Origin of the sequence: Roseovarius sp. MBR-78, from assembly GCF_040547535.1 — a bacterium.
Taxonomy (GTDB): Bacteria; Pseudomonadota; Alphaproteobacteria; order Rhodobacterales; family Rhodobacteraceae; genus Roseovarius.
Map to the genome: position 1 here is coordinate 26,113 of NZ_JBEPPX010000019.1, position 26,417 is coordinate 52,529.

Here is a 26,417-nt window from a genome sequence, read left to right on the forward strand (position 1 = left end):
AGCACCGTGCCGGTCAGGAAAGTAGCACGCTGCACCGGCGCAAGGCGGCAAAGAGCCCTACCTGACAGAGGTCCTGGCCCAATTTCGCACGGCATCAAGGTATATGCCAAATGGTCTGCTTAGCAGGATCATAAACACGATAGAGGCACTCACTGCCGCTACAATTTCTGAAGCTGTCGCGCCCGCCAAGGCAAGCGTCGCCACATAGACGGGCACTTGGAATATTATGAAAGCAATGATGTCACAGGCGACGGTAGCTATCCACCGTTTTGGCCGAGTCTTTGAAAAAAACCAGTCCCGCCATAGGCCATAGGGCCGCGCCGTAACCATCATAATCGGTATCATAATTAGTCTGGCAATCAGAACCTGTCTGGGATCCATGCCCGCAATCAAGAACTCGCTCAGAGCGGCGACAACCGTAAAGAAAGTGACAGTTGCGGCGGTATCAACGAAATAGCTCCTCATGATACGGCGGTATTTGAGATCGCGACCTATGTCGAGATGGAAAGATGCGATAAAAGGCAGAGATATGGGCAAAAGTTGGTGATGCTTTATCGGGCGGCGGTTTGAAGTTGGCGGCTCCCGTCGCGGAACTCAACCCCTTGGATGATCTCGGGCAGGCGGTTCTGGCCGTCGAGTTGAGCTATGCGGGAAGTTGGGTGATGGCGTGATTTGAAGTGCGGCGTATCGTGGCGGGTGTCAAAGCCAGCCAGGACCTCACAAGGAGCGATACGCCATGATAGACGATACAACGATCCTCCCCTTTCGCCAATCGGAATCGGTAGCGGACCCTTTGACAGAGCTTGCACGGGAAGGTGCGCGGCGAATGCTGGCGGAGGCGTTGAAGGCCGAGGCTGATGCCTTTGTCGCCAGTTTTGCGGATGAGCAGCTGGAGGATGGCCGCCAGCGGATTGTGCGGCACGGATTTGGCCCTGAACGGAAGATCCAGACCGGCATTGGTGCACTGGATGTTCAGCGGCCCAACGTGCGCGATCGGATGAACGCGCTCGACCCATCAAAGAAAATCCGTTTTACGTCGAGCATACTGCCCAAGTGGGCACGCCGCTCGGTCAGCTTGGATGCGCTGCTGCCAGTGCTGTATCTGAAGGGCATTTCGACAGGTGATTTCCAAGAGGCGCTGTCGGCCGTTATGGGCCCCGACGCGCCGAACCTGTCGCCAAGCGTCATATTGCGACTGACGGCTGGATGGCAGGTTCAATATGATGCTTGGGCACGGCGGGATCTATCCGCCCGCCACTACGTCTACATCTGGGCGGATGGCGTCTATCTTCAGGCGCGGATGGAGGAAAACGCCAAATGTATGCTTGTGATCATCGGCGCGACCCCGGAGGGCAAAAAAGAGCTGATCGGCTTTCAGGTCGGCCTGCGGGAGAGCGCGCAAAGCTGGCATGAGTTGCTGGCCGACATCAAAGGCCGCGGGCTATCCGTTCCACTTGAAATTGCGGTTGGTGACGGGGCCATGGGGTTCTGGAATGCCCTGGACAAGGCGTTTCCCAGCACAAAGCACCAGCGGTGTTGGGTGCATAAGGTAAAGAACGTCCAGAACTGTTTTGCCAAGCAGATGGCCCCGGCGATCAAGTCAGATCTGAACGACATTCAGCACGCCGGAACGCGCGCTCGAGCCGATGCTGCGTTGGCCCTTTTCTGCGAAAAGTATGGCGTCAAATACTCAAAAGCTGTTACCTGCCTGACCAAGGACAAAGGGGCGCTGCTGGCATTCTTCGATTTCCCAGCTGAGCATTGGGGTCACCTGCGCACATCGAATCCGATTGAAAGCGTGTTCGCAACTGTTCGGCACCGAACGGTCCGCACCAAAGGGGCGCTGTCACAAAAGACCGCCAAACTGATGGTCTTCACCCTCATTCAGGCAGCATCGAAAAAGTGGCTGCGCCTCAAGGGCAGAAATCAGTTGCCAAAAGTCATCGAAGGACTCAAATTCAACGACGCTGTCGAAGTAACCAAAGACACCGAAAACCGCGCCGCCTCATGATGCGCGTCACCCAAATTCAAACATAGCTCCATCACGGTGCCGTCGAGGATCAGGCGGATGATATCCTCATCGGCGAGGCTGCGGGCGCGACCTGCGCGTCCCAATCCGTCTTGACCTTGCGCCAGGCGCGGCTGACCACATCCTTGCTCACCGCCCTCTTGAACAGCGCGAAAAGCGCTTCGGCCGTCTTGGTCAGCCGCTGATAGCGCGGCAACGCTTTTGAGCGCCATTCGCGGACGCGGCCAGCCTCGTCTTCCACCCGGGCGCGCGGCACGCTGATCGTCTCGGTGCCGAATGTCCCCGTGATCTGGCGATCCCGGTGACCGTGACGATAGCCCTTCACCGCTCCGGCCCCTCGGCCATAGCGCAGACGGCCAAGAAAGCTGTCCAGTTCCTCGTTGAAAACCGCCTCGATGGTGCCGCGGATGTTGGCGCGCAGCCGATCCTTGATCGGGTCAAAACCGTCATCGCAAGCAAGGTGCGAAAGCGCGCTGGTATCTGTAATCCGGGTCATGGCGTGATCTCCTCTGGCGGTGCCAGCCGCCGGTTGGGTGGGTTTCGTTCACCCGGAGATTGCGTCACCTTCAAATTTCCACCACCTTCGCGACAAGACCGGATTGGGCTGCGAACTGCATCACCCGATTGAGATGCAGAACTACCTGTTCGACCTTCTGGAAAAGGCGGGTGAACCGCACGGCATGAAACTGGTCGGTGCGCGTGCGCAAAACTGGCTGCGGCAGGAAAAATCCTATCGCGCCTTCGGCAACGAGCTTGGCCGCGACGTCACGCCGCTGGAGGCCGATCTTCCGCGTTTTGTCGATCTGACCTGCCCCCAAAAACCTGACAATTCAAAAGGAGAGTTTGTTCTCGTAACGGTCAAGGCGAAGAGGAGAACAGACGATGCGGAAATCACGTTTCGCCGAGTGGTAGGGGGCCGTGACCCCAGAGGTGGTCGCGGATACGCAAACCGTGCCGATTGCCAGGGGGAGATGTGATCATCCGGGGTGGAACAAATACATCCTCGTGATCCGGGCTTGACCCAAGGCAGATTTTGAGTTTCACTAAGCAGAATATAATTCCGCATGATGGAAATGGGAGGACGTCATGATGTTTCTGAAAACCGCGCTTGCGGGCTTGGTCATATTTGGTGCCGCAACGGCCGAGGCGCAAAGCTTCTTTGTTGCCGAGGCTGGTCCCAACCGAGGTGCGCGCGGCGAGTCGCTCAGCTATTTCGCCCAACAGGTGGATGAATTGTCGGATGGCGAGATGAACCTCGACATTCAATGGGGCGGCGCGCTTTTCAAGGCGAGTGCTGCCCTGTCGGGCATCGCCAACGGTGTCGCGGATATGGGCACGATCATCGCCGTCTACTTTCCCCATGAAATGGCACCATACCGGATCGCCGATATGCCGGTGGAAAACGCGGATGCCTGGGTCGGCATGAAGGCCACTGACGAGATCATGCGCACGCATGAGGGCATCCGGCAGGCGATGGCGGCAAAGGACCTGGTCTACCTGGGCACCTTCACAACCTCGGCGGTGCATATCGCCTGCAAGGACGCGGCCATCAGGTCAGTCGAGGATATCAAAGGGTTGAAGGTGCGTGGCGTGGGCGCCTATGGCGACACCTTCGCGGATTTCGGTGCGAACCTCGTGCCGATGTCGATTTATGATGCCTATCAGGGCCTTGATACCGGGCTGATCGATTGTTCGCAGACTTACTCCTACGCCACTGTCGCGCTGAAGCAACACGAGGTGATCGACAGCTACACGCTGCTCGATTGGGGGCAGACTGGCGCACTTGGCGTGTTCATGAACAAGCCCGCCTATGACCGGCTTGACCCGAAAAAGCAGGAGATCCTGCAGGAGGCCGGGCGGCGCATGTCAGACGAGCTTGGCCGTCTGATCACGAAGGACAACGCGGCCGCGATCGAGACCATGCGCGCGGCGGGCGTGGAGATCATCGAATTGCCCGACGAAGAGCGGGCGAAGCTGGTGACGGCCGGCACGGCTTATATCGACGAATGGACCGAACAGGTCAGCGAGATGGGCCTTGACGGCGCGCAGATCCTTGAGACCTACAAAGCCTATCTGAAAAAATACGCCGAAATTCGTGACACGAAAGGCTATCCATGGGAGGCCAGCGACAAATGAGCCCGATGGGCGTGACCTTGCCCGCATGACACAAGGGCATGCCCCAATGCGGGCTGATGCAATCCGATCCGATCCCGAGGTAAAACATGCTGCGCCGTATCGAATCCTTGCTGGTGGACCTGTCTGTGGCCGCGGTGCTGATGCTGGGGCTGCTGATTACCGTGACGGTCTTGATGCGTGCCTTTATCAACAGCGGCGTGCCGGATGCCATCGTGCTGGTGCGGGAGTTGATGGTTGCGGCGATCGTCCTGCCGCTGGCCGCAACCACCGCGCGGCGCGCGCATATCGCGGTCGAGGTGTTCGCCAACCTGTTGCCGCCGCGTGCGCGCGACGCGCTGGTGATCTTCGGCTCTGTAGTCGGCCTGCTGGCGCTCGCACCGATGATCTGGGCCGGCTGGCGCGAGTTTACCGGCACGCTTGAGTCCGGCTCCTACTATTTCGGCGATCTCAACATCCCGAAATGGCCGGGCCGGGCGCTGTTTTTGCTCGGCATGTCTTTCTGCTGGCTCAGGTTGGCGCTGTTGGTGATCGGCGATCTGCGCGCACTGGCGCGAGGCGCGCAGATCGCTCCCACCGGTTACGACAAGGCGGGCTGAGCGATGGACGGCACAACCATCGGCCTCGCGGCCTTTGCTTCGGTCCTCGGATTGCTGGCCTTGCGCGTGCCCATTGCGTTCGCGCTGGCTGGGGTAGCCAGTCTGGGAACGTTTGCCATATTTGCCCTGCGCACCGGCGAGTTTCTGCCCGAGCGCGCCTGGAACCCGACCATAAGCCTGGTGTTTTCCAATTCCTTCGATCTGATCCATTCCTACGATCTGTCGATGATCCCGTTATTCGTCGCCCTGGGGAACATTGCCTACCGGGCCGAGATCACCACCAAGATCTACAATGCCGCGCGTGTGTGGCTGGTGCGGGTGCCGGGCGGGGTCGCGATGGCCTCGGTCGTGGGCTGCGGCGGATTTTCGGCGATCAGCGGCTCGTCCATCGCCTGTGCCTCGACCATGGGGCGCATCTGCAGCCCCGAGATGCTGCGGCTGGGATATGACAAGCGACTGGCCACCGCGTCGGTTGCTGCGGGCGGCACGCTCGGCTCGCTCATTCCGCCATCGGTGCTGTTCATCATCTACGGCATTTTCACCGAAACCTCGATCTCGGCGCTGTTTCTGGCGGGGATCCTGCCGGGGCTGCTGACGCTTCTGGGGTTCCTCGCGGTGATTTACATCTGGGTAAGGCGCAACCCGGACGTGGCCCCGGCCTTTGCCGGCACCATCAGCCGGGCCGAGAAATGGCGCGCCGCGCGCGAGGCATGGCCGGCGGCGGCGCTGTTCGTGATCATCGTAGGTGGTATTTACGGCGGCATCTTCACGGCGACCGAAGCCGCGGCGGTCTGCGTCAGCGCGGCCATGCTGATCGGATTTGCGCAACGCAGGCTGACGCTCAACGGTCTGTGGGAAAGCCTGCGCGAGACCGTGGTGCAAACCACCGCGATTTTCTTCATCGCCGCCAGCGCCAAGATATTCGTCGCCTTTGTCGCGCTGACCGGGGTGGCAAGCGATGTCGTGGGACTGGTCATTGATGCACAGTTTTCGGTGCTGATGCTATTGCTCGCGATCGCGGCGATCTACCTGCTGCTGGGAATGTTCCTCGATCCGATCGGGATCATGGTGCTGACCCTGCCGTTGATGGTGCCGCTGGTGGAAAGCCAGGGCTGGGATCTGATCTGGTTTGGTGTGGTGGTCATCAAGCTGCTGGAAATCGGGCTGATCACGCCGCCGGTAGGCCTGAACGTGTTTGTCATCTCGGGCGTCGTGGGTCGCGATGTGCCGGTTGATCGCATCTTTGCCGGGATCATGCGATTTCTTTGCGCAGACATCGTGGTGCTTGCGCTTATCATGGCGTTTCCCATCCTGTCCTTGCTGATCCCAACATCTATGTGAGGCCCGCATGATCCGGCACGAGAGCTCCAGCATACCGCAAGTCGATTCGCCTCTCGGCGACGCTTGTCCAACGCCCCGGCCGCCGCAAAAGGACCGTCGCTTTGCCGAGACGCTGGCGCGCGGGCTGGCGGTGCTGCGCGCCTTCCGGGCCACCGATGACGGCCTCGGCAATGGCGAGATCGCCAAGCGTACGGGCCTGCCCAAATCCACCGTCTCGCGGCTGACCTTCACACTGCAAAGCCTTGGCTACCTGGCTCATATGCGTCGCCACGATCTATACCGTCCGGGGCCGGCGCTGCTGGCCTTGGGCAACGTGGCACAGGCTTCGATCCGCTTTGTGGACATTGCCGGCCCGATCATGCAGCGGTTGGCGGACGACACCGGGACGCTGGCGCTGATGCTTGTCCGGGATGCGCGCAAGATGCTGATCGTCCGGTCCTGGCGGCCGCAAGGCGTGTCGTCACTCTGGCTCGAGGTGGGCCACCGAATACCGTTCAGCGGCTCGTCCTCAGGGCACGCGATGCTGGCAGCCACGGAGGCGCGGCTGTTTTCCGAGATCGTGGCAGGCCTGTCCGACGAAGGGGCCCTTAGTCTTGAACGCGCCGTGGCGATCCGCGACGAGGCGCGGGGCCAGTTGCGGACCGCCGGCTATGTGCTGACCGATCCGGCCGAATATTTCGCCCCGTCGATTCACGCCGTCGCACGCCCCTTTCAGCCCGCAGACCTGTCCGAACCGGTGATCTTCACCTGCGGGGCGCTGCCGCAGGATCTGAGTGTGGCGCGCATGCGTTCGGAGGTCGGGCCCGGACTGGCCGTCGCGGTGCAGGAACTGGAACGCATCATGGGCCAGGGGGCTGCCCCCGATCCCCAAGACTGACCGAAGAACGAGAAAGAGAGGCACACGTGAGCGATCCGGTAACATATGAGCGCGACGGGGATATCGCCGTCATCACCATCAACAACCCGCCGGTGAACGCGCTCGGCCAGACCGTGCGCTCCGGGCTGATGGCCGCACTCGACCGCTTCGAGGCCGAGCCGGATGCGCAGGCGGCCCTGATCCTCGGGGCGGGACGGCTGTTTATCGGCGGCGCCGACATCTCGGAATTCGGCAGGCCACCCCGCGCGCCGAAGCTGGGCGCGGTTATAGACCGGGTCGCCGCCCTGCGGCGGCCCGTGATCTGCGCCATCCAGGGCGCGGCCCTCGGCGGCGGGCTGGAACTGGCGCTTGGCTGCCACTACCGGCTGGCGATACCGGGCGCGCGCCTCGGCCTGCCAGAGGTCACACTGGGCATCATCCCCGGCGCGGGCGGCACGCAGCGCGTGCCGCGCCTGACCGGAATCGCGGCCGCCCTCGACATGATCCCGGCGGGCGGCAGCGTGACCGCAGAGCGCGCGGTGGAACTGGGCCTCGCAGACCGTCTGGGCCCCGAGGGCGAAGACCCCCGCGCCGCCGGCGTCGCCTATGCGCGGGACCTTGTAGACCAGGGGGCCGAGCCGCGTCCGGTGGACGCGCTTCCCTGTCCCGCACCCGATGCGGATGCCGTTGCGCAGGCCCGCGCGACCTGGCGCGCGAAAGCGCCTTTCGAGGTCGCGCGACTGGCCGCCATCGACGCAGTAGAGGCCGCCAGCCACTTGCCGATCGCCGAAGGCCTGACCGAAGAGCGGCGCATTTTTGATGAGATGATGCAGACCCCGCAGCGCGCCGGGCTGATCCATGCCTTTTTCAGTGAGCGCAAGGTCGCCAAGCTGCCGGAACTTGACGGCGTACCACCGCGCGAGGTGGCGCATCTGGGGGTGATCGGCGGCGGAACCATGGGATCGGGCATTGCCACCGCGGCGCTTCTCAGCGGGCTGCGGGTAACTCTGATCGAGCGCGACATGGCCGCCGCCGACAAGGCCGCCGCCACCATCGCGCGCAATCTTGAAGGTGCGGTGAAACGCGGCAAGCTGGATGCCGGGCTTCGTGACCGGGTGCTGTCGGACGCGCTGCGCACAGCCACGGAATACGACGCGCTTGCCGGCGTCGATCTGGCCATCGAAGCTGTGTTCGAGGACATGGAGGTGAAACGGCATGTCTTTGCGGAACTCGATCGTGTTTTGAGGCCCGGCGCAGTGATCGCCACCAACACCTCCTATCTCGACGTGTCCGCGCTGGCCGCCACGACATCGCGCCCCGCTGACGTGATCGGGCTGCATTTCTTCAGCCCGGCGCATGTCATGAAGCTGCTGGAGGTGGTGGTGCCCGACACCACCGCCCCCGAGGTCACCGCGACCGGCTTTGCGCTCGCGCGCAAGCTGGGTAAGGTCGCGGTGCGCGCCGGGGTCTGCGACGGCTTCATCGGCAACCGGATCCTGTCAGCCTATCGCGCGGCCGCCGACCGCATGGTGTTCGCGGGTGCCAGCCCCTATCAGGTGGACCGTGCCGTGCGCGCCTTCGGCTGGCCGATGGGGCCCTACGAGATGGCCGACATGGCCGGGCTCGATATCGGCTACGCCACGCGGCAGCGCAAGGCCGCCACCCGCGATCCGCGCGATATCGTGCCGACATGGGCCGATGCGCTCCATCACCTCGGCCGCCACGGGCAAAAAAGCGGGCGCGGCTATTACATCTACGAGAATGGCCGAAAGGGTGAAGAGGACCCCGAGGTGCTCGACCTTGTCGAGACCGCCCGCACCGAGCAGGGCGTGACCCCGCGCAGCTTTGACGATGCCGAGATTCAGCGCCGCTACATGGCCGCGCTGATAAACGAGGCCGCCTGCGTGCTCGAGGACGGCATCGCGCGCCGCCCGCTCGATATCGACGTGACATTCCTCTACGGCTACGGCTTTCCGCGCTGGCGCGGCGGCCCGATGCACTGGGCCGATGCCGAGGGTCTCGCCGGCCTTTTGCGCGACATCGAAAGCTGGTCCGAGGAGGACGCGTTCTTCTGGCAGCCCGCGCCGCTGCTGCGCCGCCTCGTCACCGAAAACCGCGATTTCGCCAGCCTGAACGAGTGAGGGAAACATCATGCCGGATCCAGTCATCGTCTCCGTCGCGCGCACTGCCATCGGCAAGGCCGCGCGGGGCGCTTTCAACATCACCCATGGCGTCGAGCTGACCGCCCATGTCACCCGACACGCGGTCGAGCGCGCCGGCATCGACCCCGCCCTGATCGAGGATTCGATCTGGGGCTGCGGCTATCCGCAGGGTGTCACCGGGCGCAACATCGCCCGCCAGACGGTGATCCGCGCGGGCCTGACCGAAAGCATCGCGGGCACCACCGTCAACCGCTTCTGCGCCAGCGGGTTGCAGGCCATCGCCATGGGCGGGCACATGATCGCGCATGAGGGCGCGCATGCCGTGCTGGTCGGCGGGGTCGAGTCGATCTCGGGCGTGCAGCCGCCGCCCGACGAGGCGCCCAACCCCTGGATCATGGAGCATAGGCCCGACCTCTACCTGCCGATGATCGACACCGCCGATATCGTGGCCGCGCGCTATGGAATCGGGCGCGCCGAACAGGATGCGCTGGGCCTGCAATCGCAACAGCGCACCGCCGCGGCGCAACACGCGGGCCGCTTTGACGACGAGATCGTGCCTATGGAGGTCACGCAGGCGGTCAAGGACAAGGCAACGGGCGAGGTCACGCACCAGACGCGCCGCATCACGCAGGACGAATGCAACCGCCCCTCGACCACCTTGGAGGCGCTGGAAAAACTCCCGCCTGTGCGCGGCGAGGGCAAACACGTCACCGCCGGCAATGCCTCGCAACTGAGCGATGGTGCCGCAGCGCTGGTGATGATGGACGCGGACGCGGCGGCGCGGGCGGGCGCGCGCCCGCTGGGCCGGTTTCGTGGCTTCGCGGTTGCCGGCTGCGCGCCTGACGAGATGGGGATCGGACCGGTCTTCGCGGTGCCGCGCCTGCTGGAGCGGCACGGGCTGCGCGTCGATGACATTGATTTGTGGGAACTCAACGAGGCCTTCGCAAGCCAGGCGCTTTACTGCCGCGACCGGCTGGGCATCGACAACGCCCGCATGAACGTGGATGGCGGGTCGATCGCGGTGGGGCATCCCTTCGGTATGACCGGCGCGCGCATGACCGGCCACCTGCTGATCGAGGGCCACCGCCGGGGCGCCAAGCTCGGCGTCGTGACGATGTGCATCGGCGGCGGGCAGGGGGCGGCCGGCCTGTTCGAGATTTTCTGAACAAAGGGATCACATCATGAATCTGAGCTATACGCAGGAACAGGAAAAGTTCCGCGACGAGGTCCGCGGCTTTCTCGACGAGAAGCTGCCCAGGCGCCTGTCCGACAAGGTCGCCCGAGGCAAGCGCCTGACCAAGCAGGATTACGAGGAATGGCACGCAATCCTCAACGCGCGCGGTTGGCTGGGCGTCACCTGGCCGCGCGAGTTCGGCGGTCCCGGCTGGGACGCCATCGAGCGTCACATCTTCGAGGAAGAGACCACCCGCGCCCACGCCCCGCGCATCGTCCCCTTCGGTGTCAACATGCTTGGCCCCGTCCTGATGAGTTTCGGCACCAAGGCGCAGCAGGATCATTACCTGCCGCGCATCCTTGATGGCACCGACTGGTGGTGTCAGGGGTATTCCGAGCCGGGCGCAGGCTCGGACCTTGCCTCGCTGCGCACCAGCGCCGAGCGGCGCGGCGACAGCTACATCGTCAACGGCCAGAAAACCTGGACCACGCTGGGGCAGTATGCCGACAAGATATTTTGCCTCGTGCGCACCTCGACCGAAGGCAAGCGGCAGGAAGGCATCTCGTTCCTGCTCATTGACATGGACACGCCCGGCGTCACCGTGCGCCCCATCGTGCTGATCGACGGCGAGGCCGAGGTCAACGAGGTCTGGTTCGACAATGTCGAGGTGCCGGCCGAAAACCTCGTGGGCGAGGAGAACCAGGGCTGGACCATCGCCAAATACCTTCTGACGCATGAGCGCACGAACATCGCTGGCGTCGGTTTCGCCCGCGCCGGAATGGAGAACCTGCGCCGCATTGCGCGGCTGGAACGTGATGGCGACCGGGCGCTGATCGACAATCCGCTCTTTGCCGCGAAAATGGCCCAGGTGGAGATCGACCTGATGGCGATGGCCACCACCAACCTGCGCACCGTCTCGGCCGCCGCCGCCGGGCAGGCACCGGGCGCGGAATCCTCGATGCTCAAGATCAAGGGCACGGTGATCCGGCAGGAGATCAACGCGCTTACCCGGCAGGCGGTCGGGCCCTACGCCATGCCCTTCGTCTCGGAGGCGCTCGACGAGGGCAGCAACGTGGAGCCGGTCGGCCCGGATTACGCGATGCCCGCCACGCAGGCCTATTTCAACAACCGCAAGCTGTCGATCTATGGCGGGTCCAACGAGATCCAGCGCCAGATCATCACCAAGTCGATCCTGGAGCTCTGACCATGAATTTCGATCTGACCGACGAACGGCGGATGGTGCAGGACAGCCTGCGCCGTCTGCTGGCCGATACCGTCACCCCCGACCGCATCGCGGCCGCAACCGAGAGCGCGCTTGGCTATGACGCCGATCTGTGGACGGCGCTGGCGGATATGGGCGCGATCGGTGCGACCTTGCCCGAGGATGCCGGCGGCTTTGGCGGCGCGGGCTTCGATCTGGCCGTGGTCTTCGAGGAGATCGGTCGCGCCGGTGCCGTGACCCCGCTGATCGAAAGCGGGGTGCAGGCGGCGGGCTTGCTGGCCGATCTGGGCGACGCGGCGCAGCGCGCCCGCGCAGAGGAGGCCGCGGGCGGCAAGGTGTTCGCAGTTGCCCATGCAGAGCCCGCCGCGCGCTACACCCTCGGCCATGTCGAGACCCGCGCGGTGCGCGATGGCGACGGTTGGCGTATCGACGGGCGCAAGGCGGTGGTTGGTTTTGCGTCCGCCGCCGAGGCGATTCTCGTCACCGCGCGCACCGATCACGGGCCATCCGACAGCGACGGCATCTCGATTTTTCTTGTGCCCCATGACACCGAGGGCCTGAGCCTGCGCGACTACCCGCTTCAGGGCGGGGGCCGCGCCGCGGAACTGGCCCTTGACGGCGTTCACGTGGGCGGCGAGGCCCTGATCGGACCCGAAGGCGGCGCGTATCAGGGCCTTGAACAGGCCAATGCCCGCGCCATCTGCGCGCTCTGCGCCGAAGCACTGGGCCTGATGGAGACCTGCCGCGCGCTGACGGTCGCCTACCTGAAGGAGCGGCGCCAGTTCGGCCAGCCGCTTGGAAAGTTCCAGGCCCTCCAGCACCGCATGGCCGACATGCTGATCGAGATCGAGCAGGCCCGCTCGGCAGTCATCAACCTTGCCGGGCATCTGGAGTCGGACCGTGCCAACCGCGAGCGTCATGTAAGTGCTACGAAAAACCTGATCGGCCGCGCTGGCAAACTCGTGGTCGAGGAGGCCTTTCAGATGCATGGCGCGATCGGGCTGTCGCAGGACTACGCCCTCGGGCATTTCGCCAAGCGGCTGGCCATGGTGGATCATCGCTTTGGTGATGCCGACCACCATCTGGAACGCTTCATTCGTCTGAGCGGTGAATGACATTATAGCGGGCGCACGACACCAAAAGCCGTTTGGATGAGAGACCGACATGACCCGATTGCTCCGAATTCACCAGATGATGGATGTGCATGTCGCGTCCCGCCCCGAGGCCGTCGCGATGGTCGACACGGACGGGCGCGCCGTCATCTGGCGCGAACTTGCCGACCATGTGGACGAGGCCGCGGAGGTGCTGAGGGCGCAAGGCGTCGGGCCCGGCGACCGCGTGCTGATCGTGGCGGAAAACTGCGTCGCCGTCGCGGTATTGGTGATGGCGTGCAGTCGGCTTGACGCGTGGGCCGTGCCGGTGAACGCGCGACTGACAGAAGCCGAAATTACCCGCGTCACGGCCCATGCGGGGCCGAAAGTCGCAATCTACACAAGCCATGTCTCGGCCGAGGCCACGGCCCATGCGGACGCCGCCGGCGCTCGGTCTTGCGCCACGGGGTACGGCGCGCTGCGGCTTGCGTCCTGCGTGCCGGGTGCGGCCGAGGTGCCGGAGCCGGGCGCGGATCAGGTGGCGGTGATCCTCTACACAACAGGGACAACCGGTGCGCCCAAGGGCGTCATGCTGACGCATGGCAACCTGATCTTCGCGGCCAAGGCCTCGCGCGACCTGCGCGCGCTGACACCGGATGACCTGTTGTACGGCGCGCTGCCGCTGACGCATGTTTTCGGCCTCGCTTCGATGATGCTGGCCGCGATGTGCGCCGGCAGCACGGTGGCGCTCGCAGTGCGCTTTTCCGCCGCCGCGATGTTCGATGCGCTGCGGCAAGGCGCGAGCGTGGTGCCGGCGGTGCCCCGGATGCATGCCCTGCTGATGGATCACGCCGCGCGGCATGGATACGAAAGTGCGGACGCGCCGCGCTTGCGCTATGTCTCGTCGGGCGCGGCACCGCTCGACCCGGCATGGAAACGCAAGGCCGAGGCGTTTTACGGCCTGCCGTTGCAAAACGGCTATGGCATGACCGAAACCACAGCCGGGGTCAGCGGCACGCGCAACGCCCTCGGCGATCCCGATACCTCTGTCGGGCTGCCGCTGCCGGGTGTCGCGGTCCGCATCGACGAGTCTGTCGGCGCAGAGCCGGGCGTGGGAGAAGTCCTGACCGGTGGCCCGCATATCATGAAGGGCTATTTCGGCAACGCTGAGGCCACCGCCCGCGTGCTCACGCCCGACGGATTCATGCGCACCGGGGATCTGGGCAGGATCGACGATGCAGGGCGCCTGCACATCGTCGGCCGCACCAAGGAGCTGATCATTCGCGGTGGCTTCAACGTCTACCCGCCCGAGGTCGAGATGGCGCTCAACGATCATCCGGCGGTCGTTCAGTCGGCGGTGATCGGCCGCCCGGCAGAGGGCGACGAGGAGGTGCTGGCCTTCTGCGAGATCAGCGAGCCGGGCGCGGTGACCGAGGCCGACCTAGCCGCGTTTGCGGGCGCGCGCCTTGCGGGCTACAAGCGCCCGTCACGGGTGTTCATCGTCGAAGCCCTGCCGACCGCACCGACCGGAAAGATCCTGAAGCAGGCGCTTCTCGATCATTTTTCCCACCTCATCGCGACAGGTTCGAACGCTTGACGCCGTATCGGGGGCTTCGCGCGCCGGACCGGGGTGGCGCGCGGGCCGATCAGCAGTATCGCTCCGGTCCCTGCCACTGTGCGACGCTGTAGCGATCACCATGCGCCCAACCGCGCGGCAGCGCTGCGTCAATGGCGGCCAGCGTGTCCGGCGCGAGATCCAGCATCACGCCTTGCGCCGCCTCTTCGAGGTGATCGGCGTTGCGGGTGCCGGGGATTGGTATGACCGTGGCGTCTTGATGCAGCAGCCACGCCACTGCAAGCGTCGCTGTCGGCACCCCCAGATCCGCCGCTATTTTGCGAAAGCGGTCGGTGGCGGCGACATTTTCCGGCAGGTTCGTCGCGGAAAAACGCGGATTCACCCGCAGGAAGGCCGAAGCGGCCACGCGTCCCGCATCGGGCGGCACGTCTGTCAAAAGCCCGCGCCCGACCGGGGAGAACGCGACAAGCGCCGCACCGTGATGCGCGCAGGCCTCCACGAGCCCCAGCTCGGGTGCGCGTGTCGCCAGCGAATATTCCGACTGCACCGCGGCAACCGGATGGACGCGCGCCGCACGTTGCAGCGAAGCCGGAGCGATTTCGGAAAATCCGAAAGCACCGATCTTGCCGGTTTTCTGAAGTGCCGCAAGCGCCTCGGTCACTTCTTCGATCGGGCGCTCGGCTTCGCGTCGGTGAACGTAGAACAGATCCACCCGGTCAAGGCCAAGCCGTAACAGGCTGTCATCCAGCGCTGCCGAGAGGTATTCGGCGCTGTTGTCGTAGACGCGCGCGCCGGTGTCGCGGTCGGTCCTGATGCCTGCTTTTGTCGCAATGCGAAAGACCGGGCCGCGATCCGCGAGATACCGCCCGATCACCTGTTCCGAATGCCCGTTTCCATAAACGTCCGACGTATCTATATGATCGACGCCCAGAGCGCGCGCGCGATCCAACAGCTCGAAGGCCTCTTTCTCGGTCGCAGGGCCGTAAAAGCCCGAGATGTTCATCGCGCCAAGGCCGATCGCGGAAACCCGCGGACCCTGCGCGCCCAATCTGCGGGTCTTCATCGCTGGACCTCCGCTGCATTATTTGCGTCCCGTCCGGCACGATCGAGCAGCCCAGACAGACTGTCGGGTTCCGCCTCGGTGGGGGCGAGCGGATCCTGCGCCGTGAGACGGTGACGCAGGACCATGCGGGCGAGCATCGCGCGATCCGCACCAGCCTGTTGCGGAAGCTGCGCAGCCTCCCATGCCATGACCACGGCCGAGGTCGCGCAATAGAGTGCTGAGGCCGCGCGGCGCGCATCGACCTCCGCCGCCGTTTCGGCAACAGTCCGCGTCAGCGCGACGGCACGTTCCATAAAGGACGCAATCTCGTCGGCCAGCCCGGCCTCACATTCGACAAGCCGTGCCCGAAGATAATCGGCCAGCGCGTCCAGCGCCCCGGCACGCCGCGCCGCCCGGAGGACATCGAGCGCGATGATGTTCGACGTGCCTTCCCAGATCGAGCCGAGATGCGCATCGCGCAGCACGCGGGCATCCGAGAACTCCTCAATATAGCCGCAGCCACCACGGACCTCCATCGCGTCCCCCGCCACCTTGCGGGCATCGCGGCAGGTGCGAAACTTGACCAGGGGGGTGAGGATGCGCAGCACCTTGTACGCTTCCGCATCACCGGCATCAGCCGCGTGCAGGACGCGGGCGGTGTGCAACACCATGCTCCGCCCCTGCTCTGCCGGCACCAGCATCTTGGCCAGTTGGCGTCGCATCAGCGGCTTGTCGATCAGCCGCCCGCCAAACGCCTGTCGGTGCCGCGCGATGAACAGCGCCTCGGCCACGGCGCGGCGCATCAGGCCCGCGCTGCGCACGCCATTGGCCAGACGCGACATGTTGATCATGTCGGTCATCTGCTTGAAGCCGGCACCGGCCTCGCCGACAAGATAGGCGGTCGCCCCTTCGAGAGCGATTTCGCCAGAGGCCATGGACCGCGTCCCCATCTTGTCCTTGAGCCGCAGGATCCGGTAGCTGTTGAGGCTGCCATCCGGCAGGTGCCGCGGCAGCAGAAAAAGCGACAGCCCCTTCGTGCCGGACCGGGCCGCGCCGTCGCCGTCGGGCCGTGCGAGCACCATTGCGAGCGCCGCGTCCGGGTTCGAACAGAACCACTTGTCACCGGTAAGACGCCACTCGCCATCCTCCTGGCGGGCCACGGTCTCGATCTCGCCCACATCCGATCCGGCGGCCTGCTCGGTCATGAACATCGCGCCCTGAAAGAGCGTGTCCATGTCCTGCGATGTGAGCCGGTCGAAGAACCGGTTCACCAGTGCCGGATCGCCGAATTTCATCAGCGTGCGTGTCAGGCTGTCGGTCATCGACACAGGGCAGCAGAGGCCGAATTCGGCCTGCACGAACAGGTAGGTGAGCCCGTATTTAGCGACCGGGTGCGTTTTGTCAGGCGCATCGAACACGCCCGGCCGGTGCGACATCGCGGCAAGGCCGAAACGACCGAAGGCAATGCTTTCCAGTTGTTGGTAGGCCGGGTGCTTCACGATCTTTTCCGCGCGGGCCCCGGTCCGGTCGCGCGGCTGGAAGACCGGCGGGTTGTGATCGGCGGCAAGCGCCAGATCTTCCAGCCGATCCCCGACAAGCGCGCCCATGCTGTCGAGTTCGGGCAGGATACGCGAAAGGCTGTCCTGCGGCAGATAGATTTCCATCAGATCGGCAAGGACAGGATCGGCGCGATAGGCATTGGTGCCCCGACTATCGGGTATGTTGTTTGCGATGGTGTCCGTCATGCCGTTTCCTTCCTGCGCGGTCCGTCCCCAAGCCGCGCGCGGGCGCGATCGTATTCCCCGGCAAGTCGCGCAACAATCTGTTCCGCAGGCTCGATCGCCCGTGACTGCGCAACCGCCTGACCGGCACTGAAGACATCTTTCCAGGCTTTTGGGCGGTCCGGGTCCGTCTTTGCGGTCATGCGGCGCGGTTCGGCGCGACGGGCCTCTTCGGGATCCATCCCCGCACGCTCGACGCTTTCGATCAGATAGTTGGCATGGGTGCCCGAGAAGAGCGGCGTGTAGACGATTCCATCGGCCCCGGCGCGCACGATCATCTGCTTGTGGGCATCGGGGGCGATCGCTTCCACGCTTGGGATGAACACGGTGCCGGCATAGGCAAAATCGCAGCCCAGAACCTCGGCGGCGAGAACCGCGCGACCGTTGGCGATGCCGCCCGCCAGCACCAGCGGACCGTCCCAGTCTGCGCGCACCTCCTCGACAAGCGCGAACGGGCTGAGCGTGCCGGCGTGTCCTCCTGCTCCGGCGCTGACCAGAATGAGCCCGTCGACGCCGGCCTTGGCGGCCCGGCGGGCGTGGCGCGCCTTGATGACATCGTGAAAGACCACGCCGCCATAGCCGTGCACCGCCTCGACCACCATGTCGGGTGCCGATAGCGACGTGATGACCAGCGGCACCTTGTGTCTCACACAGGTCGCGAGGTCCGTGTTCAGCCGGTCGTTGTAGTCGTTGACGATCAGGTTCACACCATAAGGAGCCGCTTTGCGACCGGTCTCCGTCTCGAAGGCGGCGAGGCGGCGTTCGATCTCGGTCAGCCAGGTATCAAGCTCTGCGGCGGGTCGGGCATTGAGCGACGGGAAAGTGCCGATGATCCCCGCGCAGCATTGCGCGACCACCAGATCGACACCGGAGGCGAGAAACATCGGTGCCCCGATGACCGGCAGGGCAAGGCCTGCCTTCAGCGCGGCTACGGGATCGGGCCTGTCCGTGCCGTTTGCGGCTTCAGGGGCATGTCCGGGCATGGCGTTTCCTTTGGTTTCAGGTCTGGATTCGGGCACCGGTTACCGCCTGCACGGCGGCGAAGGTATTGCCCGGTGCCAGATCGACCAGCCGAAAGCCGGCATCGGTTATGTCGAGCACGGCAAGATCGGTGAACACGCGCGAGACGACGCCAAGCCCGGTCAACGGATAGGTGCAGCGCTCCAGCAGCTTCGGGCGTCCGTCGCGATCAGTGTGGCGCATCATCACAAAGATCGTCTTCACGCCCGCGACAAGATCCATCGCACCGCCCACGGCCGGGGGAAACGTCTCGTCAAGTGTCGCCCAGTTCGCGAGATCGCCGTTGCTGGCGACCTGATAGGCCCCGAGCACGGCAATATCGATATGACCGCCCCGCATCATCGCGAAGCTGTCGGGATGATCGAAATAGGCCGCGCCGGGTGCCGCGGTGACGTAGCGCTTGCTGGCGTCGATCAGCTCGACATCTTCTTCGCCCTCGGGCGGGGTGGGGCCGACGCCGATGATGCCGTTCTCCGAGTGATAGATCACTTCGCGTCCCTCGGGGACATGGCTTGCGACATGTGTCGGCTTGCCGATCCCGAGATTGACGTAGCTGCCATCCGGGATGTCCTGCGCGATGCGCGCGGCAACTTCGGCATCCGTGAGCCGTCGAAGGTCTTGCGAGACAGGATTGGTCACGGGCGCACCTCATATTGCACGACTTTGTCAACGAAGATCCCCGGCGTGACCACGCGCTCGGGATCGAGCGGTTCGTCGGAGATCGCACGCACTTCGGCAATGGCGTGGTCGGCAGCCATCGCCATGACCGGATTGAAGTTTCTCGCGGTGGCATGGTAGGCGAGATTGCCCCATTTATCGCCCCGATCGGCGCGCAGAAGCGCGAAATCGGCGGCAAGCGGGGCCTCCATCACGTAGCCCCGGCCATCGATCACGCGCGTTTCCTTGCCGTCGGCCAGTTGCGTGCCGTAGGCTGTCGGCGTCAGGAAACCGCCGATGCCGGCACCAGCCGCGCGAATGCGTTCCGCCAGCGTGCCCTGTGGCACGACCTCCAGATCGATCTCGCCCGCCTCGAAACGTTTCTCGAACCAGATCGAGCCGGGCGAGCGCGGATAGGAGCAGATCACCTTGGCCACGCGGCCTGCCTTCAGTAGTTTGGCGATCCCGGTCTCTCCGGCACCGGCGTTGTTCGAGATGATCGTCAGCCGCGACGCGCCATGCGCGAGCAGCGCGTCAATCAGGCCGAACGGGATGCCCGAGGACCCAAAGCCGCCGATCATCACCGACGCCCCGTCCCTGATCGATGCGACCGCGGTCGCCAGATCGTTCACGCGCTTGTCCAAGGCCCTCTCCTCATGGCTTTGCCGATCTTGTGCGGCGTTGCAGAATCAAATTGACGCCGAACACAGCGATGAGCACGACGGCACCAATCACGCCGGTTACGGGTTCTGGAAAGACGATGAGAACCCCGCCTGCACCGAACAGCGCCCGGCTTGTCAGCCCGATTTGCCCTACTCCATAAATCCAGCTCTCAAAGGCCGAGGTCACAGCCCAAATCGCTATCAGGGTAATTGTGACACGCTCGACGATATCGGTCCAGTGACCTTCCATGATAAGGGCGGGGTCGTAGACGAATATGAACGGCAGAACGAAAAGCGGCAGGCCAAGACGCATCGCGGTTATCGAGGTTTCCAGCGGATTCGATTTCGCCACGTTCGCCGCGGTGATCGCGGCCAGCGCGACCGGCGGGGTGATGTAGCTCAGCATACCCCAGTAGAGGATGAAGAGATGGCTTGCGATTGGATGTAGCCCGGCCTGCACCAGCGCCGGTGCAAGCAGGATCGACAGAAAGATGTAGCACGCCGTCACCGTCATCCCCATGCCCAGAACAAAGCTGGTCACCGCACCTGCGATCAGCATCAGGGCAGTATTGCCGCCCGCGTAGAGCAGCAGCTCGCGCGAGAAGGCACCCGCGACGCCGGTATAGGATAGCCCGCCCACGACCAGCCCTATCCCCGCAAGGATCGCGACAAGATTGGCGATGTTGCTAGAGGCGTCCAGCAGCAGTACCCGTGCCCGCGACAGGCTCAGCCTTGTATCGGGATTGAACGCGGTGGTGACCAGCATCACCGCCGAGGCATAGTAAGGCGCGCGCGATTCCATGCGCATCCCCATGAGCACGTATATTAGCACCGCGAGCGACAGAAGATAGGGCCAGCCGCGCCGTAGAACGGGCAGGATCGCGGGTATTTCGCTGCGCGGCAGCCCATCGAGACCCCGACGCGCGGCATACATGTCCACCTGGAACAGCAGCGCGGCATAGAACAACAGGGCCGGTATCAGCGCGGCGATCACGATGGCCGAGTATTGCACGCCGATGAACGACGCCATGACGAAGGCGACCGTGCCCATCACCGGCGGCATCAGCGTGGCCCCCGTCGACGCGCAGCTTTCCACGGCGGCGGCATATTTCGCCGGATAGCCGACGCGCCGCATCGTCGGGATCGAGAATGGCCCCGAGGTCAGGATGTTCGAGATCACGCTGCCAGACAGCGACCCCAGGATGCCCGAGCCCAGCACCGCGACCTTTGCCGGTCCACCGCGCCGATGGCCCAAGAGGGCCGAGGCAAGTTCCATGAAGAAGTTGCTCCCCTTCGTGATCACCAGAACCGAGCCGAAAATCACGAAGCCGATAACCAGTTCCGCCACCACCTGCATCGGAATGCCGATGATGCTTTCCACCCCCAGCACATGCGCCCGCACTGTCTCGACGAGCGAAAACTGCGTGCCCCAGAGAAAGCCGGGCATGTAGTCGGCAAACAGCGGATAGCTGCCGAAGATCAACGCGGTGACAACCAGGATCGGCCCACCGGCGCGGCGCACCCCCTCGAGCACGAGCACCAGCAGGATCGTCGCCATGAGATCCGCCATCGGCGGCGCGTCGTATTCCCAGCCCTTCTGGATGATTTCCAGACCGTGGAATCCGAGATATCCCGCACTTGCGAGCGCGAGGCCCGCAAGACACAGGTTCACCCAGAGCAGCCGTCCGGCCAGCGCTGGGCTCAACGGCAGCGTCAGGAAAGCGACTGCCAGGAATATGCCGATGAGATAATAAAGATATGCGTTGCCGAGCGGCTGGAAGCCGGCAATATCCAGTAGAAACTGCTGGTTAATGGCCATGACGATCCCGAGCGCGCCGAGACACATCACCAGCACCTGAATGGCGCGGTGCCCGACCGGCATGGGGAAATCTGTTGCCGCAGCCCCGGAAGAGCTGGCAGAAGATATGTCGGTGTGATCGTCGCCGCGATCGTTTTCGACACTCATGGCGTCACCTGGATATTTATGGGGAGCTTTGCCCCCGGCGACACTGCGCCGGGGGCGACGATGTGCGACTGACGCAGCCCGGCTCAGTTGAGCGACGAGATCACGTCCTGACGGCGTTCCATCCACGCATCCGAGAACTCCGCCTCGGAGAGGCCGCCATTCTCGGCCTTGAAATCACCCCAGGCGTCGACCAGGGCGTCCATACGCGCCTGCCGCTTTTCGTTCCACGCCTGATGCTCTTCGGTCCAGACCCCGATTTCCCTGAGATACCGCACGGCCCCTTCGTGGAACGGGACGTCAATCGCTGGCGTTCCGGACATTTCGAGGGACCAGCGCTTCATGGCCGCGGTCCCGTCCTTGTAAATGTCATATGTTTCATCGAGCGCCTTGATGAAGGTATAGACCTCATCCGCGGATTTGTCGGCCGTGGTCGTAATGACAGGATACCGGTAGGCGGCCATCTTGGCTGTCTCGCCCTCTTTCAGGCCCGCAGCCACATCCTCGTCCGTCGGGCCCATGATCGGCAGAACCTCCAGCAGCCGGTCCCAGCCCTCCTGGTTGTCGGGTTCGAGCGGCACGTAATGGATGCCGCGCGGGCTTTCGGCCAGTTCGTAGAGCTGGCTGGTCGTCGGTGTGGTGCAGGTCGCATCGGACTCGTTCCGGGTCATCGACGACATGGCCGCGCCGTAGGTCGGGAAGGTGATGACCTCGACATCGTCGAGGGTCAGGCCGCCAAAGGCAAGGATAGCCTCGCATTTCACATTGACCGAAGGGTTGCCCGCGACAAAGGCGATGCGTTTGCCCGCGGCATCCTCGACGGTTTCAATGCCCGCATCGCCCGCGGCGATGAGCGTGATGCTGGCAGGCCGACCGGCCACAGCGCGAAGCTGGTGCGGCCCCCACTCGGGCACCGCGAAGTCATACGCCCCTTCCCCAAGGAAGAACGCCTCTGTTGCAAGAAATGCATAGTCGGCGCGGCCCTGGAGCAATGGCTGAAGGCGCCCGATACCGCTGCCCGAGGGTTGAATTCGCACGCGCGTGCCGAATTCCTTGCCGAACGCGTCCGCGATGGCCGACGCCTCGGCATAGCCCGCCGATCCGACATCGTAGGATGTCCAGACCATCGTCGAGGGCAGCTCCTGCGCCGACGCCATGCCGACCGTGGCCAGCAGGGTGGCTGTTCCCAGCCGGGCGTACTTTAGAAGTTTCATGATTGGTCTCCTCCATCGTTTCTACAGGATAGATACGCCCGCGCGCAGGATCTCTCCTCATGATCCGCGCGCGAATGCTGCGACAAAAGCCACGTCAAACGTGCATCCGACGATATGGGCTCGCAGGATGAGTGGCAAATGTTCGATGTTAAAAACAGCGTGTTCATAACAAGATAACCTTCATTTCCGGCGTTTCCTATCGACCGGCGAAGCGCGGCGCGCGCTTCTCGAAAAAGGCCGCGCGGCCCTCTGCGGCGTCGGCGCTGTTGAGAAGCATTGGCTGTATGCTGCGCTCGTAGTCGAGCGCCGCAGCGATGTCGCGCGCGAACCAGTCGGTCACGAAGTGCCGCGGCAAGGGGGCCTCTGCAGCCTCCTCACGGGCCAGGTCCACGGCCCGGTCGCAGGCGGCACCCGCGTCGCATACGATATCGACCATGCCGATGCGTTCGGCCTCCACCGCGTCGATGCGAGGATTCGACAAGATGATCCGCCGGGCGCGCCCAGGCCCCACGCGCGCGGGCAGTGTCGCGAGCAGGCCCATATCGGGGATCAGTCCAATCTTCGTGAAGCTTGCAACCAGACGTGCCTCTCGCGAGGCGACGATCGTCGGGCAGGCCAGCGCAAGCGCCATGCCGCCCCCTGCGGCCCAGCCCTCGATTGCGGCGACCAGTGGCTTCGAGAAACCGGTCATGCGCAGCACCATGTCGCGGATCACTGCGAAACGTTCGCGATGTGCGGCGGCACTTCGCTCGCCTTGATCGCGTATGTCACCGCCACCGCAGAAATGCCCACCGGCACCTGTCAGCACGACACCACGCACCGAATCGTCGTGTTCCGCATCCGCCAGCGCCCGCGAAAGGTCTATCCGCAAGGGATGGCCAAGCGGATTGCGCCGCTCGGGTTCGCTCAGTGTCAGGACCCGTATCCCGCCCTCGCGGGTGGCGATGTCAAGGCTCATGTTTCCTCCGTCCGGTATTGGAAAATCCCATTATCGACCACGACCTTGTCGCGTTCGATGGCTATGGTGCGGAACGAGCCGTCATTCCATATCTCCGTTCTCAGGGTCTCTCCGGGAAACACATGCGCGGTAAAGCGTGCATCCATGCTGCCGAAGCGTGTTGCGTCATAATCGCAAAGCCGGGCGAGAAGCGCGCTTGCTGCGATGCCGAACGTGCACAGGCCGTGCAGAATTGGCCGGTCAAATCCGGCCCGCGCCGCGATCCGCGGATCGAGATGCAGGGGGTTGGGATCGGCGTTCCATCGGTAGAACAACGCCTGTTCCGGGCGCGTCGGAGTATTGATGACATGATCCGGCGCGCGATCTGGCAGTGTGTGCACCGCCTTGGTTGGCCCGGTCGGGCCGCCGAACCCACCATCGCCGCGCAAGAACGTGGTGCCTCGGCAGGTCGCGAGATGGATGCCGGTCTGAGCATCGTGCAGGGTCTTTTCATGGTAGAGCAAGGCACCGCGACCTTCGCCCTTGTCCACCAGCCCGGTGACACGGGTCTTGCCGATCACCGTCGCCTCTTCTGGCAGGTCGGAATGCAGTGTCATGCCCTGTTCGCCATGAACGAGCCGAAGCGCATCTACGCCGGTGCGCGGATCCGCAAGCCAGAATCCGGGATGGCCGAGCACGTTGACGATTGCGGGCATGACGCGCTTTTGATCCTCAAGCGCGGCGACATAGGCAAGTTCGTCCATCGAGGTCGGATCCTGCCCCATGCCGACGGACAGCGCGTAAAGGCCCCAGTCTTTCGGGCCGTAGGACTGGGTCACTTCGGGGATGTCGAAAGTCATCAGGTGATCGTGGTCAATCGTCATGTTGGACGTCCTCGAGTTCCATCACGGCGTCGAGTGCGAATGCCCCGCCGTGATCGGGCATCGCAACGACCGGATTCAGGTCGATAGAAACAAGGCGTTCGCCCGCACCCGCAGCAAATCGTGACAGTGTCGAGAGCATCCGCGCCAATGCGTCGATATCGACCGGCGGCCTGCCACGCGCGCCCTGCAATATCGCGGCACCACGGATCGACAGGATCATTTCGCGCGCGGTATCGACATCAAAGGGGCATGGCTTCATCGCTACGTCTTTCAGGACTTCCACAAATATGCCGCCAAGGCCGAACACGGCGACGGGCCCAAAGGTCGGGTCCCGGCTTATCCCGATCAGGCATTCGGTCCCGCCGGAAAGCTGCCGTGCCACAAGCATGCCGGACAGCCGCGCCCCGGATGCGTGTTGCGCGACGGCCTTCTCTATATCCGCATACGCCTTGCGCACTGCCTGCGGTCCGTCGAGGTCGAGTTTCACGGCACCGATGTCGGATTTGTGAAAAATGTCGGGTGACAGGATTTTCATCACAACGGGGAATCCCAGCCTCTCGGCTGCGGCGACCGCGTCATCCACGGTCGTGACCGTTTCCTCGGGGGCGGTCGCGATACCGGCGCGGCCAAGCAGGTGCTTTGCGCCGGCCTCGTCGGGTGTCGTGTCGGGCAGGGTCACGGAAATCGGCGTGGACTGCGGACGTGTCGGCGTCGCCAGGATCGTGCCGATGCGGCAGACCATGTCGAGCGCCCGCGCCGCCCGGCAAGGATCGTCGAAAACGACGATGCCGGCGTCGTCGTAGCGGCGCAAGACCTCCGCGTCGCCAAGCGCACAGAAGGCAACGACCCGGTCAGGATATGCCGCGCGCAGCGGTCCGAGCGTCGCGAGTATCCGGTCGCACATGGCAGGGCTGCCCGCGACATAGGTGAGAAAGCACAGGACCGCGCCGTATCCGCCATCTTCAAGCGCAGCCCGCGTGAAACTCTCCAGCAACGATGGATCGTTCAGCGCCTGCGCGGTGCAGTCCAGCGGGTTGCCAGGCGCGGCAAAGGGCAACAGCTTGGTCAACGCCGCCTGCGCGTCTGCGGGCATTGAGGGCATCGGCAGGCCGATCCGCTCGGCCTCGTCCGAGATGACGATCCCGGCGCCGCCGGAAACCGTGATGACCCCCAGTGAATGACGATCCGGAAACACCTTTTTCGATGCGACATAGGCAAAGTCCATCAATGTCTCGGGATCACGTACCATCACCGCGCCCCGATCTTCGAACACGGCATCCGCGACCGCGGCATCACCGGTCAGCGAGGCTGTGTGTGACGTCGCCGCGCGCGCACCCACTGCGGATCGCCCCGCCTTCAGCGCGAACACAGGCTTGCCTGCTGCGCGCGCTGCGTCCAGGGCCGACAGCAAGGCGGGCGCATCATTGATGGCCTCCATATAGGCGCAGATGACATCCGTTTCGTCGTTTTCTGCCATCCAGCGGATCGCGTCGGCCACGGTTATGTCGGCTTCGTTTCCGGTCGTCACCAGCACCGAAACACCAAGCCCCCGGTCACGGGCAAGCGCCCCGAGATGCGCCCCGAACGCGCCGGACTGGCTGGCAATGCCGATATTGCCCACGCGCGGATAGCCGGTGTCGAGTGATGACGAGAATGTGCCGTAATAGCCCAACGCGACATTGTAGACGCCAAGCGTGTTCGGCCCGAGCAGGCGAATTCCCCAGGATCGCGCGAGTTCCACGATATGGCGCTGCGTCGTAGCACCCTCGGCCCCGGTCTCGGCGAAGCCGGACGAGAAAAGGGTGGCCGCCCGGCATCCGCGTTCGCCAAGGGCCGAGATGGTCTGGGGCACAAGGCTGGCGGGCACCGCGATCAACGCGGCGTCGGGCGCGATTGGCAGATCCGCGACCGTGGCATAGCAGGCAAGCCCTTGCACGGTATCGCGATTTGGGTTCACCGGAAGGATATGTCCAGCATAGCCCGCGCCCAGCATGGCCGCGATGGGACGTCCGCCGATCCGTGTCGGATCGTCAGACGCCCCGATCACCGCGACGCTTTTCGGCGCAAGCATTCC

Annotated in this window: 21 protein-coding genes and 2 pseudogenes; 11 read left to right on the forward strand and 12 right to left on the reverse strand. The window is 64.2% G+C overall.

The window, feature by feature from the left end:
* Positions 1–57: 57 nt before the first annotated feature.
* A complete protein-coding gene (gene alaE, locus ABIE58_RS14610; protein WP_354545447.1) occupies positions 58–465 on the reverse strand; it encodes an L-alanine exporter AlaE in 408 nt (135 codons plus the stop codon).
* Between the two features lie 271 nt (positions 466–736).
* Between alaE and ABIE58_RS14615 the strand changes: the two genes are divergently transcribed.
* The gene (locus ABIE58_RS14615; RefSeq protein WP_502950108.1) at positions 737–2,011 is read left to right on the forward strand and encodes an IS256 family transposase; all 1,275 of its coding nucleotides are present in this window, start codon (positions 737–739) and stop codon (positions 2,009–2,011) included.
* A 14-nt stretch (positions 2,012–2,025) separates the two neighbouring features.
* Here ABIE58_RS14615 and ABIE58_RS14620 read toward each other — a convergent pair.
* Positions 2,026–2,525, reverse strand: a pseudogene (locus ABIE58_RS14620) (transposase); the annotation flags it as partial.
* A 103-nt stretch (positions 2,526–2,628) separates the two neighbouring features.
* On the opposite strand from ABIE58_RS14620, the pseudogene ABIE58_RS14625 reads away from it, so the two are divergent.
* The 10 genes and pseudogenes from ABIE58_RS14625 to ABIE58_RS14670 all read left to right on the forward strand — a co-directional run.
* A pseudogene (locus ABIE58_RS14625) lies at positions 2,629–2,898 on the forward strand (diguanylate cyclase); the annotation flags it as partial.
* A gap of 217 nt (positions 2,899–3,115) precedes the next feature.
* Positions 3,116–4,165 carry a C4-dicarboxylate TRAP transporter substrate-binding protein gene (locus ABIE58_RS14630; protein ID WP_354545448.1) on the forward strand — a complete coding sequence of 350 codons (1,050 nt, stop codon included), beginning with the start codon at positions 3,116–3,118 and terminating at the stop codon, positions 4,163–4,165.
* 86 nt (positions 4,166–4,251) lie between these two features.
* Complete coding sequence (locus ABIE58_RS14635) at positions 4,252–4,761, forward strand: TRAP transporter small permease (RefSeq protein WP_354545449.1); 510 nt, start codon at positions 4,252–4,254, stop codon at positions 4,759–4,761.
* 3 nt (positions 4,762–4,764) lie between these two features.
* A complete protein-coding gene (locus ABIE58_RS14640; RefSeq protein WP_354545450.1) occupies positions 4,765–6,102 on the forward strand; it encodes a TRAP transporter large permease in 1,338 nt (445 codons plus the stop codon).
* 7 nt (positions 6,103–6,109) lie between these two features.
* Positions 6,110–6,979, forward strand: a complete 870-nt coding sequence (locus tag ABIE58_RS14645; protein ID WP_354545451.1) for an IclR family transcriptional regulator — start codon at positions 6,110–6,112, stop codon at positions 6,977–6,979.
* A gap of 26 nt (positions 6,980–7,005) precedes the next feature.
* Entirely contained in the window at positions 7,006–9,099 is a 2,094-nt protein-coding gene (locus ABIE58_RS14650) for a 3-hydroxyacyl-CoA dehydrogenase NAD-binding domain-containing protein (RefSeq protein WP_354545452.1), read from the forward strand.
* 10 nt (positions 9,100–9,109) lie between these two features.
* Positions 9,110–10,285 carry an acetyl-CoA C-acyltransferase gene (locus ABIE58_RS14655; protein ID WP_354545453.1) on the forward strand — a complete coding sequence of 392 codons (1,176 nt, stop codon included), beginning with the start codon at positions 9,110–9,112 and terminating at the stop codon, positions 10,283–10,285.
* 16 nt (positions 10,286–10,301) lie between these two features.
* Positions 10,302–11,498 carry an acyl-CoA dehydrogenase family protein gene (locus tag ABIE58_RS14660; protein WP_354545454.1) on the forward strand — a complete coding sequence of 399 codons (1,197 nt, stop codon included), beginning with the start codon at positions 10,302–10,304 and terminating at the stop codon, positions 11,496–11,498.
* Positions 11,499–11,500: 2 nt separating this feature from the next.
* The gene (locus ABIE58_RS14665; RefSeq protein WP_354545455.1) at positions 11,501–12,631 is read left to right on the forward strand and encodes an acyl-CoA dehydrogenase family protein; all 1,131 of its coding nucleotides are present in this window, start codon (positions 11,501–11,503) and stop codon (positions 12,629–12,631) included.
* A 49-nt stretch (positions 12,632–12,680) separates the two neighbouring features.
* Positions 12,681–14,204 carry a class I adenylate-forming enzyme family protein gene (locus ABIE58_RS14670; protein WP_354545456.1) on the forward strand — a complete coding sequence of 508 codons (1,524 nt, stop codon included), beginning with the start codon at positions 12,681–12,683 and terminating at the stop codon, positions 14,202–14,204.
* A gap of 49 nt (positions 14,205–14,253) precedes the next feature.
* Here ABIE58_RS14670 and ABIE58_RS14675 read toward each other — a convergent pair whose 3' ends face one another.
* The 10 genes from ABIE58_RS14675 to ABIE58_RS14720 all read right to left on the reverse strand — a co-directional run bounded on the left by ABIE58_RS14675 (position 14,254) and on the right by ABIE58_RS14720 (position 26,414).
* The gene (locus ABIE58_RS14675) at positions 14,254–15,246 is read right to left on the reverse strand and encodes an aldo/keto reductase (RefSeq protein WP_354545457.1); all 993 of its coding nucleotides are present in this window, start codon (positions 15,244–15,246) and stop codon (positions 14,254–14,256) included.
* Complete coding sequence (locus tag ABIE58_RS14680) at positions 15,243–16,970, reverse strand: acyl-CoA dehydrogenase family protein (RefSeq protein WP_354545458.1); 1,728 nt, start codon at positions 16,968–16,970, stop codon at positions 15,243–15,245. Before ABIE58_RS14680 ends, ABIE58_RS14675 begins: the two co-directional genes overlap by 4 nt.
* The gene (locus tag ABIE58_RS14685) at positions 16,967–17,989 is read right to left on the reverse strand and encodes an NAD(P)H-dependent flavin oxidoreductase (RefSeq protein ID WP_354545459.1); all 1,023 of its coding nucleotides are present in this window, start codon (positions 17,987–17,989) and stop codon (positions 16,967–16,969) included. Before ABIE58_RS14685 ends, ABIE58_RS14680 begins: the two co-directional genes overlap by 4 nt.
* Positions 17,990–18,005: 16 nt before the next feature.
* A complete protein-coding gene (locus tag ABIE58_RS14690) occupies positions 18,006–18,665 on the reverse strand; it encodes a 3-oxoacid CoA-transferase subunit B (protein WP_354545460.1) in 660 nt (219 codons plus the stop codon).
* Positions 18,662–19,327 (reverse strand): 3-oxoacid CoA-transferase subunit A, encoded by a 666-nt coding sequence (locus ABIE58_RS14695; protein ID WP_354545461.1) that lies wholly within the window; start codon positions 19,325–19,327, stop codon positions 18,662–18,664. Before ABIE58_RS14695 ends, ABIE58_RS14690 begins: the two co-directional genes overlap by 4 nt.
* 10 nt (positions 19,328–19,337) lie before the next feature.
* On the reverse strand, positions 19,338–21,311 hold the full coding sequence (locus ABIE58_RS14700) for a TRAP transporter permease (RefSeq protein WP_354545462.1): 1,974 nt from the start codon (positions 21,309–21,311) through the stop codon (positions 19,338–19,340).
* A gap of 83 nt (positions 21,312–21,394) precedes the next feature.
* Entirely contained in the window at positions 21,395–22,522 is a 1,128-nt protein-coding gene (locus ABIE58_RS14705; protein ID WP_354545463.1) for a TAXI family TRAP transporter solute-binding subunit, read from the reverse strand.
* A gap of 196 nt (positions 22,523–22,718) precedes the next feature.
* Positions 22,719–23,480, reverse strand: a complete 762-nt coding sequence (locus ABIE58_RS14710) for an enoyl-CoA hydratase/isomerase family protein (RefSeq protein WP_354545464.1) — start codon at positions 23,478–23,480, stop codon at positions 22,719–22,721.
* The gene (locus ABIE58_RS14715; protein ID WP_354545465.1) at positions 23,477–24,343 is read right to left on the reverse strand and encodes a MaoC/PaaZ C-terminal domain-containing protein; all 867 of its coding nucleotides are present in this window, start codon (positions 24,341–24,343) and stop codon (positions 23,477–23,479) included. The genes ABIE58_RS14710 and ABIE58_RS14715 overlap by 4 nt, the downstream gene beginning before the upstream one ends.
* A complete protein-coding gene (locus ABIE58_RS14720) occupies positions 24,333–26,414 on the reverse strand; it encodes an acetate--CoA ligase family protein (RefSeq protein ID WP_354545466.1) in 2,082 nt (693 codons plus the stop codon). Before ABIE58_RS14720 ends, ABIE58_RS14715 begins: the two co-directional genes overlap by 11 nt.
* Positions 26,415–26,417: the final 3 nt, after the last annotated feature.